This is a genomic window from Streptomyces sp. NBC_01003, from assembly GCF_045162695.1.
Taxonomy (GTDB): Bacteria; Actinomycetota; Actinomycetes; order Streptomycetales; family Streptomycetaceae; genus Streptomyces.
Genome location: NZ_CP108707.1, coordinates 9146490 through 9159981, shown reverse-complemented (window position 1 = coordinate 9159981; position 13492 = coordinate 9146490). Strand labels below are relative to the sequence as shown.

Annotated in this window: 12 protein-coding genes and 1 pseudogene; 8 read left to right on the top strand and 5 right to left on the bottom strand. The window is 71.1% G+C overall.

What is annotated here, in order from left to right:
* Window positions 1-48: 48 nt before the first annotated feature.
* From OG698_RS42060 to OG698_RS42040, 5 genes and pseudogenes are all read left to right on the top strand, one after another.
* Window positions 49-743 (top strand): annotated as a pseudogene (locus OG698_RS42060) (type 1 glutamine amidotransferase domain-containing protein).
* Window positions 744-745: 2 nt separating this feature from the next.
* Complete coding sequence (locus OG698_RS42055; RefSeq protein ID WP_406109444.1) at window positions 746-1363, top strand: TetR/AcrR family transcriptional regulator; 618 nt, start codon at window positions 746-748, stop codon at window positions 1361-1363.
* Window positions 1364-1464: 101 nt separating this feature from the next.
* A complete protein-coding gene (locus OG698_RS42050) occupies window positions 1465-2778 on the top strand; it encodes an aldehyde dehydrogenase family protein (protein WP_406109443.1) in 1314 nt (437 codons plus the stop codon).
* Window positions 2779-2966: 188 nt separating this feature from the next.
* On the top strand, window positions 2967-5294 hold the full coding sequence (locus OG698_RS42045) for a molybdopterin cofactor-binding domain-containing protein (RefSeq protein WP_406109442.1): 2328 nt from the start codon (window positions 2967-2969) through the stop codon (window positions 5292-5294).
* Window positions 5295-5305: 11 nt separating this feature from the next.
* Complete coding sequence (locus OG698_RS42040) at window positions 5306-5782, top strand: (2Fe-2S)-binding protein (RefSeq protein ID WP_406109441.1); 477 nt, start codon at window positions 5306-5308, stop codon at window positions 5780-5782.
* Between the two features lie 32 nt (window positions 5783-5814).
* Here OG698_RS42040 and OG698_RS42035 read toward each other — a convergent pair whose 3' ends face one another.
* Window positions 5815-6603 (bottom strand): hypothetical protein, encoded by a 789-nt coding sequence (locus tag OG698_RS42035; RefSeq protein WP_406109440.1) that lies wholly within the window; start codon window positions 6601-6603, stop codon window positions 5815-5817.
* Window positions 6604-7352: 749 nt separating this feature from the next.
* Between OG698_RS42035 and OG698_RS42030 the strand changes: the two genes are divergently transcribed.
* A complete protein-coding gene (locus OG698_RS42030) occupies window positions 7353-8504 on the top strand; it encodes a serine hydrolase domain-containing protein (protein WP_406109439.1) in 1152 nt (383 codons plus the stop codon).
* Between the two features lie 3 nt (window positions 8505-8507).
* Here OG698_RS42030 and OG698_RS42025 read toward each other — a convergent pair whose 3' ends face one another.
* A complete protein-coding gene (locus tag OG698_RS42025) occupies window positions 8508-9230 on the bottom strand; it encodes a TetR/AcrR family transcriptional regulator (RefSeq protein ID WP_406109438.1) in 723 nt (240 codons plus the stop codon).
* A 174-nt stretch (window positions 9231-9404) separates the two neighbouring features.
* Between OG698_RS42025 and OG698_RS42020 the strand changes: the two genes are divergently transcribed.
* On the top strand, window positions 9405-10355 hold the full coding sequence (locus OG698_RS42020) for an NAD-dependent epimerase/dehydratase family protein (protein WP_406109437.1): 951 nt from the start codon (window positions 9405-9407) through the stop codon (window positions 10353-10355).
* Window positions 10356-10367: 12 nt separating this feature from the next.
* Here OG698_RS42020 and hemC read toward each other — a convergent pair whose 3' ends face one another.
* Both hemC and OG698_RS42010 read right to left on the bottom strand, forming a co-directional pair.
* On the bottom strand, window positions 10368-11303 hold the full coding sequence (hemC, locus tag OG698_RS42015; protein ID WP_406109436.1) for a hydroxymethylbilane synthase: 936 nt from the start codon (window positions 11301-11303) through the stop codon (window positions 10368-10370).
* A 43-nt stretch (window positions 11304-11346) separates the two neighbouring features.
* On the bottom strand, window positions 11347-12102 hold the full coding sequence (locus OG698_RS42010; protein WP_406109435.1) for a hypothetical protein: 756 nt from the start codon (window positions 12100-12102) through the stop codon (window positions 11347-11349).
* 188 nt (window positions 12103-12290) lie between these two features.
* Here OG698_RS42010 and OG698_RS42005 point away from each other — a divergent pair, with 188 nt between their 5' ends.
* Window positions 12291-12824, top strand: coding sequence for a GNAT family N-acetyltransferase (locus tag OG698_RS42005; RefSeq protein ID WP_406109434.1), 534 nt, complete (start codon window positions 12291-12293; stop codon window positions 12822-12824).
* Between the two features lie 4 nt (window positions 12825-12828).
* Here the strand turns inward: OG698_RS42005 and OG698_RS42000 are convergent, their stop codons facing one another.
* On the bottom strand, window positions 12829-13422 hold the full coding sequence (locus OG698_RS42000; protein WP_406109433.1) for a helix-turn-helix domain-containing protein: 594 nt from the start codon (window positions 13420-13422) through the stop codon (window positions 12829-12831).
* Window positions 13423-13492 lie beyond the last annotated feature (70 nt).

Here is a 13492-nt window from a genome sequence, read left to right as displayed (position 1 = left end):
TCCGAACCCACTCCGGGCCAACGGGCCCGCACCCTCGGAGCACTCACCATGTCGAAGATCCTTTTCGTAGTCACCGGCGCCACCCACTGGACGCTGGCCGACGGCACGCTGCACCCGACCGGCTTCTGGGCGGAGGAGGCCGTCGCCCCGTACGAAGCCTTCAAGTCCGCGGGCCACGACGTCGTCGTGGCCACCCCCGGCGGCGTCGTCCCGACCGTGGACAGAGCTCCCTCGCGCCCGAGTTCAACGGCGGCCAGGAAGGCGCGGACCAGGTGACCGCGGCCCTCGCCTCCTTCAGCGAACTCCAGCACCCGGTCAAGCTGGAGGGCGTGAACCTCGACGACTACGCGGCGGTGTTCTACCCCGGCGGCCACGGGCCCATGGAGGACCTCTCCGCCGACGCCGACTCGGGCAGGCTCCTCACCCTCGCCCTGGAGACGGGCAAGCCGCTCGGCATCGTCTGCCACGCCCCGGCCGCCATGCTCGCCGCGATCAAGGGCGACGGCTCCAACGCCTTCGCCGGGTACAAGGTGACCGCCTTCACCAACGCCGAGGAGACCCAGGCCGGCTTCGCCGACCAGGCGAAGTGGCTGCTCCAGGACCGCCTCGTCAACGCGGGCGTGGACTTCCAGGAGGGCGAGCCGTGGGCCCCGAAGACGGTCGTCGACCGCAACCTGGTCACGGGCCAGAACCCGTCCTCCGCCGCGCCGCTCGCGGCCGAGCTGCTCAAGAAGCTGGCCTGACGATGGGCGCCGACCGGCTCGACGAGGTCCTCGACGCCGCCTACGACTGCCTGACCAGGTACGGCGTGCGGCGCACCACGATGGACGACATCGCCTCCACCATGGGCGTGTCCCGGTCCGCGGTCTACCAGTACGTACGGAACAAGGACGACGCCTTCCGCCGGCTCGCCGAGCGTCAGCACGCGCAGGCGCTGGAGCGGGCCCGGCGGGCGGCAGCCGAGGATTCTCCCCTCGCCGAGCGCGTCCGGGGTGTCCTGGCCGCCAAGCTCGACCTGGTCCTGCGCCTCGCCGGGGACTCGCCGCACTCCGCCGAGCTCCTCGACGCGAAGGCCCGGCTGTTCGGCGACATCTGCCACACGTTCACTGCGGATCTGCGCCGGCTGCTGACCGAGCTGTTCACGGAGGCGGGCACCCCCGCCGCCGTGGAACCCGCCGAGGCCGCCGACATCTGCGTCGCCCTGGTGGTCGGCCTGGAGTCGGTGTCCGACGCACGGCAGTTGTTCACCCCGGCCACGGACGCGCTGCTCGCAGGGCTCCTCGGCAGCCCCATATCCCTATGCACCTCGCGGGTGACAACGCCCGGCGGGGCGCCGCCCGGATCCGCGACGCATCCCGCCTGACCGGCCACACTGTGCCCACTCCAGGCCACCGCCGCGCTCTTCCCCCCACCCCTGACTTCCCGCTCGACACCCGCCGGGCACCCCCTCGCAGGAGACCCCTCGTGACCGACATCGAAGACCTTGTTGCCCGCCTCCGCGCCACCTTCGCCAGTGGCCGCACCAAGCCGCTCGCCTGGCGCAAGGAGCAGCTCACCCGGCTGCGCTCCCTGTTCACGGAGCACCGGGGCGACATCGCGGACGCCCTGCACGCCGATCTGCACAAGCCGCGCGCCGACGCCTTCGCCACCGAAATCGACTTCCCCGTACGGGAGATCGACCACACCCTGAACCATCTCGACGAGTGGCTGCGCCCCCGGCCGGTGGCATCCGGCGCCCTCGCGGGGCTGCCCGACGGATCGGCGGCCGGAACGCAGTACGACCCGCTCGGCACCGTCCTGATCATCGCGCCCTGGAACTACCCGGTGCAGCTGCTGCTGGTGCCGCTCGTCGGCGCGCTCGCAGCCGGCAACACCGTCGTACTCAAGCCGAGCGAGGTCACCCCGGCGACCTCCGCGCTCATCGCCCGCCTGGTGCCCGAGTACCTCGACAAGGAGGCCGTCGCCGTCGTCGAGGGCGGCATCCCCGAGACCACCGAGCTGCTCACCCAGCGCTGGGACCACATCTTCTACACCGGCAACGGCACGGTCGGCCGCATCGTCATGCGGGCCGCCGCCGAGCACCTGACCCCGGTCACCCTCGAACTGGGCGGGAAGTCCCCGGTGTTCGTGGACCGCGACGTCAATCTGAACCGCGTCGCCGAGCGCCTCGCGGGCGCCAAGTTCCGCAACGCCGGGCAGACGTGTGTCGCCCCCGACTATGTGCTGACCGACCCGGAGACCGCCCCCGCACTCGCCGACGCGCTCGCCAAGGCGGTCGAGGCGATGTTCGGCACCGACCCGCAGGCCTCGGACGCGTACGGGCGCATCGTCAACGAGCGGCACTTCGACCGGGTGTCCGCGCTGCTCGGCTCCGGGACGACGGCCTTCGGCGGGCAGACCGACCGCGACGACACCTACATCGCGCCGACCGTCCTCACCGGCGTGAAGCCCGACGAGCCGGTCATGCGGGAGGAGATCTTCGGCCCCGTCCTGCCCATCGTCGAGGTCGCCGGGCTCGACGAAGCCATCGAGTTCATCAACGACCGCGACAAGCCGCTCGCGCTCTACGGCTTCACCGAGAGCGAGGACACCCGGCGCCGCCTCGCAGACGAGACGTCCTCCGGCGGCATCGGATTCGGGCTGCCGATGGCCCATCTCCGCATCCCCGAGCTGCCGTTCGGCGGAGTCGGCGAGAGCGGTCTCGGCAACTATCACGGCCCGCACTCCATCGCGACGTTCAGCCACCGCAAGGCCCGGCTCGACGTGCCGCTGGGCTGAACCGGCCGGGCGGGGCGGGTCTCGGGGCCCCGCCCCTCTCGCAGCCGCGAGCCGTGATCCTCGACTGCCCCCGCATACGCGAGTGTGTGGCAGTCATGTGGAGCTTCCCCGCACCGTATACACCGTCCGCCTCCCGCGCCCTAGGCTCCCCGGTTGATCAACTCAATCCGTGCGCCGGGAGGCACCCCATGGCAGAACAGAGCCGTTCGCCACGTGAACCCGCACAACCCGATGGCCCCGGACGGCGGCGGGTGCTCGCGTATCTGCTCGCCGCGCCGACGCTGGCGGTCGGTGCGCGCATCGGCCTGGACGCCGTGGGCGGTGAGTCCGCAGAAGCCGCGGTGCCTTCCGTGCCGCAGCCTGAGGAGCTCTTCGACCTCGGTGACATGCAGACCCTGGCGGCGGCGCCCACGTCCGGTCTCATCTCCGTCCAGGTGCACTCCGACGGGACGGCGTCGTTCGCGGTCCCGCGCGCCGAGGTGGGCCAGGGCATGACCACGGCGGTCGCCATGATGATCGCCGAGGAGATGGACCTCCCGCTGGCGAAGGTACGGGTGTCCCTGGCCGACGCACGCCCGGAACTCCTGATGAACCAGCTGACCGGCGGCTCCAACTCGATGCGCAGCATCTACCTCCCCGTCCGCTCCGCCGCGGCCGTCGCCAGGCAGCGACTCGTCGCCACGGCCGCACAGCAATGGGATGTACCGGAGTCCGAACTGACCACGCAGGAAGGCGTGATCACGCACGGCACCGCGAAGAGCGCCACGTACGGCTCGCTCGCCGAGGCCGCCGCCACCGCGCGCACCGTCACCGCCTCCGCCCACCTCAAGTCCACGTCCGACTTCACGATCCTGGGCACGCCGCAGAACCGTATCGACGCACGCGACATCGTGACCGGCGCCAAGAAGTTCGGCATGGACCTCCACGTGCCCGACGCCAAGCCGACGATGGTGCGCAGGCCGCCCACGGTCAACGGCACGGTGGTGTCCGTCGCGAACGCCGACGCCGTCAGGAACATGCCGGGCATCACCGATGTCGCCACCGTCGAGCACGGCGTCGCGGTTCGCGGCGAGACCTTCGGCCAGTGCATCGACGCGCTGCGGGCGCTCGACGTGACCTGGGGCCCCGGCACGGTGGACAAGGAGTCGGACGACACCGTCCTCGCCAAGCTCAGGGCCGCGGCGCTGCCCATGGTCGTCCCGCCGCTCCTCACCAAGAAGATCGACGCCGAGTTCACCTTCGCGTTCGCCAGCAACAGCCCGCTGGAGCCGGACAACGCGATCGCCGACGTGCGCCCCGGCCGCGCCGAGATCTGGGCGAGCCTCAAGGTTCCGATCGTGGCGCAGCGCGACATCGCCGACCGGCTCGGGCTGCCGCAGACGGCTGTCACGGTGCATGTGGTGGAGGGCGGCGGTTCGTTCGGGCGGCATCTCTTCCATGACGTGGCCGCCGAGGCCGCGGAGATCTCGCAGAAGATGGGCAAGCCGGTCAAGCTGTCGTGGTCACGGACCGACAACTTCCGGCAGGGCAGGACCCATCCGATGTGCGTCTCGCGGGTGCGCGCCACCTACGCGCTCGGCAACGTCGTCAGCTACGAGCAGCGCCACACCAGTTCGCAGACCGACTTCGGGCACGGGCTCGGAGAGATGATCACGTCGACGGCGGCGAAGCTGCCCGTGGCCGGCAACCTCACGTTCGCCGAGACCATCTTCCAGCTGACCCAGTCCACGCCGTACAACTTCGGTGTCACCACGCAGCTCCTCAACGAGGTGCCGCTGAAGTTCAACACCGGCAGCATGCGCAACATCTACTCGCCCAACGTGGCGTGCGCGCGCGAGCTCGTCGTCGACCGACTGGCCGCGAAAATGGGCAAGGACCCCGTCGCCTTCCGCCGCGAGTTCCTCAAGGAGAAGCGGCTGCGCGCCGTCCTCGACAAGGCGGCCGAGGCCGGGGAGTGGGGCAGGTCGCTGCCCGCAGGTGTCGCACAGGGGATCGCCCTGCACACGGAGTACCGCGGCGCGGTCGCCTCGCTCGTCGAGATCGACTGCCGGCCCGAGACGGTGAACCGCGAGGTCAAGGACGGTGTCACCGGCCCGCGCGTGACCCGCGCCCTGATGGTCGTCGACGCCGGATTCGCCATCAACCCCCGTGGTCTGGAAGCCCAGATGATGGGCGGGATGAACGACGCGCTCGCGATGGCCCTCACCTCCAGCCTGCACATCAAGGACGGCATCCCGCTGGAGGGCAGCTGGGACCACTACTTCTACACGCGGCAGTGGAACACCCCGCCCGAACTGCGGGTCATCGTCATGCCGTCCACCGGCGACAAGCCCTCAGGGGCGGGCGAGCTGGGTGTCGCGCCCGCGTTCGCCGCCATCGCCTGCGCCTACGCGCGCGCCACGGGCACCCTGCCGACGAGCTTCCCGATCAACCACGCCACCCTCTCCTTCGACCCGCTGCCCCTCGAACCGTCCACACCCCAGTCCCCCACCGACGGTCTCGACCGCGCCTTCTGAGGAGCCCCGCCATGCCCAGTCACACCTTCAAGCTCAACGGCGAGCAGATCACGGTCGAGGCCGAGGACGACGTACGGCTGCTGTGGGTTCTGCGCGACCTGCTCGGCGTCACGGGACCCAAGTACGGCTGCGGCCTCGGCGTGTGCCAGGCCTGTACGTCGCACATCAACGGCAAGGCGTTCAACCCGTGTTCGGTGCCGGTGTCGAAGATCGGGCCCGAGGACGAGGTCACCACCATCGAGGGTCTGCCCGCCACGGTGGGCCAGGACCTCCACCCGATGCAGGAGGCCTGGCTCGACCTCGATGTCGCGCAGTGCGGATACTGCCAGCCGGGCCAGATCATGACGGCGGTCGCCAAGGTCCGGCGCGCGGCGGAGGCCGGCCGCGACATCACCGACGCGGACCTCGACGAGATCCGCAACATCTGCCGCTGCGGCACGTACACGCGCATCCGCGAGGCCATCAAGGCGGGCGCGAAAAACATGTGAACGCCCATCGTGCGCCGCCCCGGCGAAAGGCCTCAGGCCAGCGGCCGGGGAGGTGCGGGCGCTCTGCCGACGTCGCGTACGAGGTCCAGGCCGAGTACCCGGTCCACATACGCGAAGGTCTCGAAGAGCGCTCCGGCCGGGGCGTCCCCGGAGTGCTCCAGGCGGTGCAGCGTGCTCAGCACCCCGGGCAGGTCGAGGTCGTCCTCCAGGCAGTCGCGAATGCTGTCGCGGGCGGGTCCGGGCATGGGCCGGGACGGGCTGTCCGCCCAGGTGGCCACCGCGTGCCGCCACCGCAGAAGCGTGTGATGGGCGGCGGACACCGACGCGGGTGCGAGGCGCAAGGGCTCCGTGCGCGGCTCGGTCAGGAGCGCGAGCCGCAGGGCCAACGGGTCGTCGGCTCGGTCCGCGACACCGTCGGCGGCGTGGGCGTCGCCGACGGCGAGCCGGATGACGTCCCCGCTCGCCTCGTCCGGCGCGTCCTCATTCGGTCCCACACGGACGGCGAACGGACCCCCCAGCTCGCCCTCCACACCCCGCTCGTCCCCGTGCGCGGCGGCCGGGTGCATGCCGAGCTCGGCGGCCCGCGCCTGGAGCGCCGTGCGCCGTTCGTCGGCCCCTTCCGGGCAGATCAGCCCTGTGTACGCGATGGTTCCGGACAGCTCCAGTACTCGGGTCAGGACGTCGGCGACGAGCATCGCCCGTACGTCGGAAAGCGCCTCGCCGCCCTCGGGGAGGGCCACGGGCACGCCGATGCGCACCACGCTCCGGTGCATCACCGGAGCGACAGGAAGGCCCGAGCAGGCATCGACGAGGCGCAGCATGGCGCGAAGCCTATGCGCAACTCCCTCCGCCCGCCGAGACGTGCGGCCGAATCAGGACCTCGCGCGTCGCGGATCGGGGGTCCGCGACGGGCGTTCGGCCCCAACTGGCCAACACCGTCGACGTGTTGGCGGGGCGGTCACGCCCGGCGGAGCCTGACGCCGGCGACGGCCGGCAGGAGTACGGCCGCGACCTTGATCGCGCCCACCACGGCGATCAGCGCAGGGACGGAGATGTCGTAGAGCGTCCCCCGTGAGCGCCCCTCCGGCGAACGCCGCCACCCCCACGACCGCGGCGAAGACGCCGTACGCAGTCGCCCTGCGGCCCGGCGCGACGAGATCGGCCACGACCGCGCGCAGGGTGGACTCCCGCACACCGGTCGCCGCACCACACCGGAGCGCCGAGCACGACCGGGGCGAGGGAGCCGGTGAACGCGAGCGCGGGCACCGCCGCCGAGAGGCCGGCAGGACGATCAGCACCCCTCCCGTCACGGCGCCGACGACGGCCGCGGATGCGCCGAGCGGGGCGAGGAGGGGGCCGGTGACCGAGCGGGCGCCCTCGTGGACGAAGTCGGCGAGGAGGCTGACCGTGCCGAACCGGACACGAACCGCCAGGGCCTCGTCGCTGTCGCCTCTGGGGACATCCGGCCTCCTCCCCGCCGCCTTTCGGGTAGGTCGGCGGCGCCCCGGCCGATGAATCCGCGCCGCGTGGGGAGTCTCCCCTTCGACCCCACACTCGAGAAGGTGGATCCATGACCAGCTTGCAGGGCATTCTCGCGCCGCACGTCCGCGACGGTTCGCTGCCGGGGGCGGTGGCGCTGGTGGCCCGTGGTGACCGGGTCGAGGTGGAGACCGCCGGTTCGGCCGCCCTCGGGGGCAGTACTCCGATGGCCCGGGATTCGATCTTCCGCATCGCCTCGATCACCAAGCCCGTGGTCGCCGCGGCCGTGATGATGCTGGTCGACGAGGGGCGGATCGCGCTGGACGACCCGGTCGACCAGTGGCTTCCCGAGATCGCGAAACCGGTCGTGGTCCGCACGCCGGACGCTCCGGTCGACGACGTGGTCCCCGCGGCCCGGCCGATCACGGTGGCCGATCTCCTGACGTTCCGCGCGGGGTGGGGCTACCCGTCCGACTTCTCGCTGCCGGCGGTCCAGTCGCTGTTCGGGCTCCAGAAGAACGGCCTCTCCCCTCAGCTCGTCCCGCCGCCCGACGAGTGGATGGCGCACCTCGCCCGTATCCCGCTGCTCGACCAGCCGGGTGAGGCGTGGCTGTACAACACGTGCTCCGACATCCAGGGAGTGCTGATCTCCCGGGTGACGGGTAGCGCGCTGCCGGACTTCCTGGCTGAGCGCGTCTTCGAGCCGCTCGGGATGACCGACACCGGATTCGAGGTGCCGGCCGGCAAGCTCGACCGGTTCACCACGTCCTACCGCCCGCGCCCGGAGGGCGGCCTCGAACCGGCGGACGCTCCCGACGGGCAGTGGAGCAGCCTGCCCGAGTTTCCGTCCGGCGCGGGCGGGCTCGTCTCGACCGTCGACGACTGGTACGCCTTCGCCAGGATGCTGCTCGCGGAAGGGGTCGCGGGCAGCCGGCGTCTCCTGTCGGCCGACGCGGTGCGGCAGATGACGACGGATCATCTGACGGCTGCTCAGCGCGAGGCCAGCGGCCTGTTCACGGAGGGGCAGGGCTGGGGCTTCGGCGGCTCGGTCGACGTGGCGCCCAACAATCCGTGGAACGTCATGGGCCGCTACGGCTGGGTCGGCGGCACCGGAACGGCGGCGTATCTCGTCCCGTCCACGGGCGCGGTCAGCATCCTGCTCACGCAGGTGGAAATGACCGGCCCCACCCATCCCGCGCTGATGCGCGACTTCTGGCGGTACGCGGCCGCCGAGACCGCCTGACCGTCAGGCGAGGCCGAACGCGTCGGCCAGCATGTCGATCTGGGCCGCGAGCAGTGTGCCGCCGCCGTGGCCCATCCCGGTGAACTGACCGGACACCTCAAGGCTGATCGCTCCATGAAGGTGGGACCAGGCGAGCACCGCCCCGGCGAGGGCGGTGCCCGCCTCCTCGCCGTGCGTGGACTCGCCGGCATGCTGCTGCACCCACTCGGCGACCGGGGCGTCCCGGCCGGCCCATGCCGTCATCTCCGCGACGAGCGACTGAGCCGCCTCCGAGGCGCGCGCCCCTTCGAACGCGGTGAGGAACGGGCCGAGTACGGCGCGGGCGCTGTCCAGCGTGTCGGCCGGGGCGGTGTACCCGGGCAGGGGCGTGCCCTGGATCAGCAGGTAGCGGTGCGGCTGCTCGGTCGCCCAGGAGCGGCAGGCGCCCGCGAGCCCGTGCAGCCGGGCGCGGGCCGTGGGCACCTTCGCCGGCCAGGTCTCGGCGACCGTGGTGACAGCGGCGGCGAGGTCGGCGTACGCGTCGCGGATCAGCTCGGTCAGGAGCGCGTCCCGGCTGTCGAAGTAGCGGTACAGGGCCGGGCCCGACAGGCCGACCTGCTTGGCGATCCGGGTCAGGGCCACGGCCGCAGTGCCACCTTCGGCGAGCTGCGCGAGGGCGATGTCCTTGATCTCCGCGCGCGTCTGCTCGCGGTAGCGGGCCCTCGGGGTCCGGGCGGTCTCGGCCACGGTGGCTGCTCCTCTGAACGGCTGACGGCTGGACGAATCAACTGCGTGACTCAGCCTAACGACAGTTCCGGTGCATAACGACGGCAGGCCACTCAGGGCATTGCCACACCCTATCACTTCAGTTACAGTCTCTAACTGAAGCGATACACAATCACCCGCTGAGAGGAAAGCATCATGACTGCCACCGCACACGGATCCCACACCGTTCTCGGCTCGGGCCCCGCAGGCACCGCACTCGCCCAGGAGCTGGCTCGCCGCGGCCACGCCGTGCGGCTCGTCGACCGCAAGGGTGACGGCCCCGCCCTCGCCGGGGTGGAGCGGTTCGCAGCCGACGTGAGCACCCTCGAAGGCGCGCGGGGCGCCGTCGCGGGAGCCGACGTCGTCCACCACTGCGTCAACGTCGGCTATCACCTCCAGGTCGAGGTGATGCCCCGCATCACGGAGGCGATCCTGGGCGCCGTACAGGAGACGGGCGCGCGGCTCGTCGTCCTCGACACGCTCTACCCGTACGGGGAGACCAAGGGCGAGGTGATGACCGAGAGCACCCCGTGGAACGCGACGTCACGCAAGGGCCGGATGCGGGCCGAGCTCGACGGGGAGTACCTCGCGGCCCACCGGGAGGGCCGGGTCAGGGTGGCGCTCGGCCGCTCGGCGGACTTCGTGGGCCCGGGCGTCATCAACTCCTCGCTCGGCGCCACCGTCTTCCCGGGCGCGCTGACCAGCGGCGAGGTTCTCGGCCTCGGAGACCTCGACCTGCCGCACAGCTACACGTACATCGGAGATGTGGCATCGGGGCTCGCGACGCTCGGCGAGCGGCCGGACGGCGACGGGCGCGTATGGCACCTGCCGACCGCGCCGGCGGTCAGCACCCGCGAGATCCACCGCCTGATCGAGGCGCGCGTCGGGCGCCCGCTCAGCGCGACGATCCTCGACGAGGCCCGCCCCTTCGGCCCCTTCGACGAGGTCTTCATGGACGAGTACGCCGAGATGTTCTACCAGCACACCGAGCCGCAGATCGTCGACTCCTCCGCCTTCGAAGCGGCCTTCGGTGTGCGCCCCACACCGCTCGGCGAGGCCCTGGACCGCACCCTCGCGTGGTACGGCGAGTGGCTCGCCGCGCAGTGACGGGCCGGCCGTTCAGTGCGAGATCGAGTCGATCAGCTCACGCGCTCCCTGCCGCAGCAGGGCCACGGCGACCGAGGTACCCAGGGTCGCGGGGTCGAGCGGGCCCGCCCACTCGTGAGCGTTGAGCACGGTCTTCCCGTCCGGGGTGAACACGCAGGCCCGCAGCGACAGATCACCGCTGCGCTCCGCCCTGGCGAACCCGGCGATCGGGCTGTTGCAGTGCCCCTGGAGGACGTGGAGGAACATGCGCTCCGCACTCGCCTCACGGTGGGCGTCGGGGTCACCGAGCCCGGAGATCGCGTCGATCAGGTCGGTGTCGCCCTCACGGCACTGAAGAGCCAGGATCCCTGCGCCGATCGGCGGGCACATGACCTCGGGCGACAGGACCTCCGTGATCACGTCCGTACGCCCGATGCGTTCGAGGCCGGCGGCGGCCAGGAGGAGCGCGTCGGCGTCGCCCGCCGCGAGCTTCTCCAGGCGCCGGTTCGCGTTGCCTCGCATCGGCACGCACTCGAGGTGCGGGTACGCGGCGGAGAGCTGGGCGATGCGGCGCACGGACGAGGTGCCGATCCGCGTGCCGGACGGGAGTTGGTCGAGCGTCAGGCCGTCCGGATGGATGAGGGCGTCCCGGATGTCGTCCCGCTTGAGGAACGCGGCGAACACCGTTCCCGCGGGCAGGGGCCGGTCGGCGGGCACGTCCTTGACGCAGTGCACCGCGAGGTCGGCCTCACCGGCGAGCAGCGCGGCGTCGACCTCCTTGGTGAACGCCCCCTTCCCCTCGACCAGGGACAGGTCGCCCATCCACTTGTCGCCGGTCGTCTTGACGGGGACGACCGAGGTGCGGATTCCCGGGTGCAGGGCAGCCAGTTCGGCGCGTACGCGCTCCACCTGGGCCAGCGCCATGGGCGAGTCGCGGGAGACGATGCGGATCAGTTCAGGGGCGGACATGTCCTCCACGATAGAGGGTCACGCCCGCCCGTCCGACGCGTGTTCAGCCACCGGCCGTGAACTGGTCGCCCGTCACGGTGACCTGCCGGCCGACCGGCGTGTCGGACGACGTGCTGCTCAGGCAGCTGCCGGACGCGGGATCGGTGACGGTGGGGAGGCTTCCGGTGTACGTGTTCCCGCCCTCCGTCCCGACGGGTCTGCCGTAAGTGACGGTCACCTGCTGCGAGCAGCCCGCCGTCAGATACGGCTCGATGAACCCCTGGTCGGCGGACTTGAACCGGCCGGACGCGACGGGGAGCCTGAAACTGCCGATGTGCGCCACGTCGGCACCGGTCTCGGTGTTGACGACCTCACCGTTCATCAGCTGCGTCGTACCGTCGTCGCTCACCCGCGAGAGCTTGACGGCATACATCGTGCCCTTCGTGTACGGGAATTGGACGGCGCAGCTGACGCCCGCGCCGCCGTCGGCACCGTACTTGCAGTGGCTGTCCGTGGTGGTGGCGTTGGCGTTGAAGGAGCTGAAGACGGCCTGGAGGGTGGGCTTTCCGTTGACGGCCGGCTTCGGCTGGAAGCCCGCGTACGGACGGGTCCCGCTCTCCAGGGTCGTGTAGTACGCGAAGTAGATGCCGGACGCGTCGGGGGCCGACTCGAACGACATCGGCAGGGTCAGCTCGGTGACGGGCGTCGGTGCGCCCGTCGTCCAGCGGACGGTGGGCGTCGAGGCCCAACTCTCGCCCGCCGCACCCAACGTGAGCAGTACGGCGGCTCCGGCGGCTGTGGCCAGACGTAGCGGATTCATCGTCTCTCCTCGTACTCGGTGGCGTGCGGGCTGCGCGACAGCATGTAAGCGTTTGCTATTCACTCGCAAGAGGGCTCGGAATGTTTCTGTCTTTTACTATGGCGGCGGCGATTTGACGGGTAGTAACCGCTCACATCGGGAAGGCGGGCCCGCACGCCCCGTACCGGCACAGGAAAGGCGAGAAGTCCGTGGACACGAGCCAGGACCGGCACACCGACGGCGACCTCACGGTCCGTAAGGGAGGGGCCGAGTTCATTGACCGCCTCGCTCCCCTGTGGCTCGCGCTGCACGCCCATCACCAGTCCGTGCAGCCCGGGTTCACCTACTTTCCCGACGCGGACTCCTGGGAGCTGCGCCGCGACTGCTATCGGCGCTGGATCCTCGACGAGGGCTCGTTCGTGCTGCTCGCCGAACGGGGCGGGCAGCCCGTCGGGTACGCCTTCGTACAGATCGAGGACGGCCCGGACGACACCTGGGTGACCGGCACCCGCATCGCCGAGCTCCAGACGCTCTCCGTCCTGCCGGCCGAGCGTGGCCACGGCATCGGCACCCTCCTGCTCGACCTGGTCGACGCCGAACTGGACCGCATTGGCGTCACCGACCTGCTCATCGGCACGCTGGCCGCGAACACGGGGGCGCAGCGCCTCTACGAACGCCGGGGCCTGCGGCCGGTGTTGGTGTACTACGCCCGGTTCGCCGCCGACGACACGAAGCCGGCGTAGGAGCTCATCCCTCGCTGGGCCGTGCCCGCACGTGGAGCCGTTCGCCCTGGGGGCCGAACAGGGAGAGGAACTCGACCGGGTACGGGCCGGCGTTGGCGAAGCCGTGCGGGGTGCGTGTGTCGAATTCGGCGGCTTCACCGGCCGTGAGGATGAGGTCGTACTCACCAAGGGCCAGGTGCAGGCTGCCGGTGAGCACGTAGAGCCACTCGTAGCCCTCGTGCGTGTTCTGCTCGGGCCGCACACCCTCGCCGAGTTCGCGCACCGGCATGATCTGTTTGTAGGCGTGCAGGCCGCCCAGGTGCCGGGTCAGCGGGATGTAGGTGTGGCCGTTACGGTTGATGGGGCGCGGGTGGATCCGCGGGTCGCCGGTGTCGGGTGCGCCGACCAGCTCGTCGAGCGCCACGTGGTGGGCCTTGGCCAGCGGCAGCAGCAGTTCCAGCGTGGGCTTGCGCTGCCCGGACTCCAGGCGCGAGAGGGTGCTCAGCGAGATGCCGGTCTGCTCGCTCAGCCGGGCCAGGGTCGTCCCGCGCTCGTGCCGCAGGGCCCGCAGCCGAGGCCCCACGCCGGCGAGGACCGGGGTGAACTCGTCGTCGCTCATGCCTCGATTTTGCTCTTACGGCAAAGAAGTTTGTCAACCGGTACAGGACCGGCGCAGGCTCGGTGACGAA

Bases quoted from the DNA above. Each gene is read 5' to 3' on its own strand.
- OG698_RS42020 (WP_406109437.1), top strand. From the start codon at position 9,405: ATGACTGCCACCGCACACGGATCCCACACCGTTCTCGGCTCGGGCCCC.
- OG698_RS42030 (WP_406109439.1), top strand. From the start codon at position 7,353: ATGACCAGCTTGCAGGGCATTCTCGCGCCGCACGTCCGCGACGGTTCG.
- OG698_RS42055 (WP_406109444.1), top strand. From the start codon at position 746: ATGGGCGCCGACCGGCTCGACGAGGTCCTCGACGCCGCCTACGACTGC.
- OG698_RS42040 (WP_406109441.1), top strand. From the start codon at position 5,306: ATGCCCAGTCACACCTTCAAGCTCAACGGCGAGCAGATCACGGTCGAG.
- OG698_RS42045 (WP_406109442.1), top strand. From the start codon at position 2,967: ATGGCAGAACAGAGCCGTTCGCCACGTGAACCCGCACAACCCGATGGC.
- OG698_RS42000 (WP_406109433.1), bottom strand. From the start codon at position 13,422: ATGAGCGACGACGAGTTCACCCCGGTCCTCGCCGGCGTGGGGCCTCGG.
- OG698_RS42035 (WP_406109440.1), bottom strand. From the start codon at position 6,603: ATGCTGCGCCTCGTCGATGCCTGCTCGGGCCTTCCTGTCGCTCCGGTG.
- hemC (WP_406109436.1), bottom strand. From the start codon at position 11,303: ATGTCCGCCCCTGAACTGATCCGCATCGTCTCCCGCGACTCGCCCATG.
- OG698_RS42010 (WP_406109435.1), bottom strand. From the start codon at position 12,102: ATGAATCCGCTACGTCTGGCCACAGCCGCCGGAGCCGCCGTACTGCTC.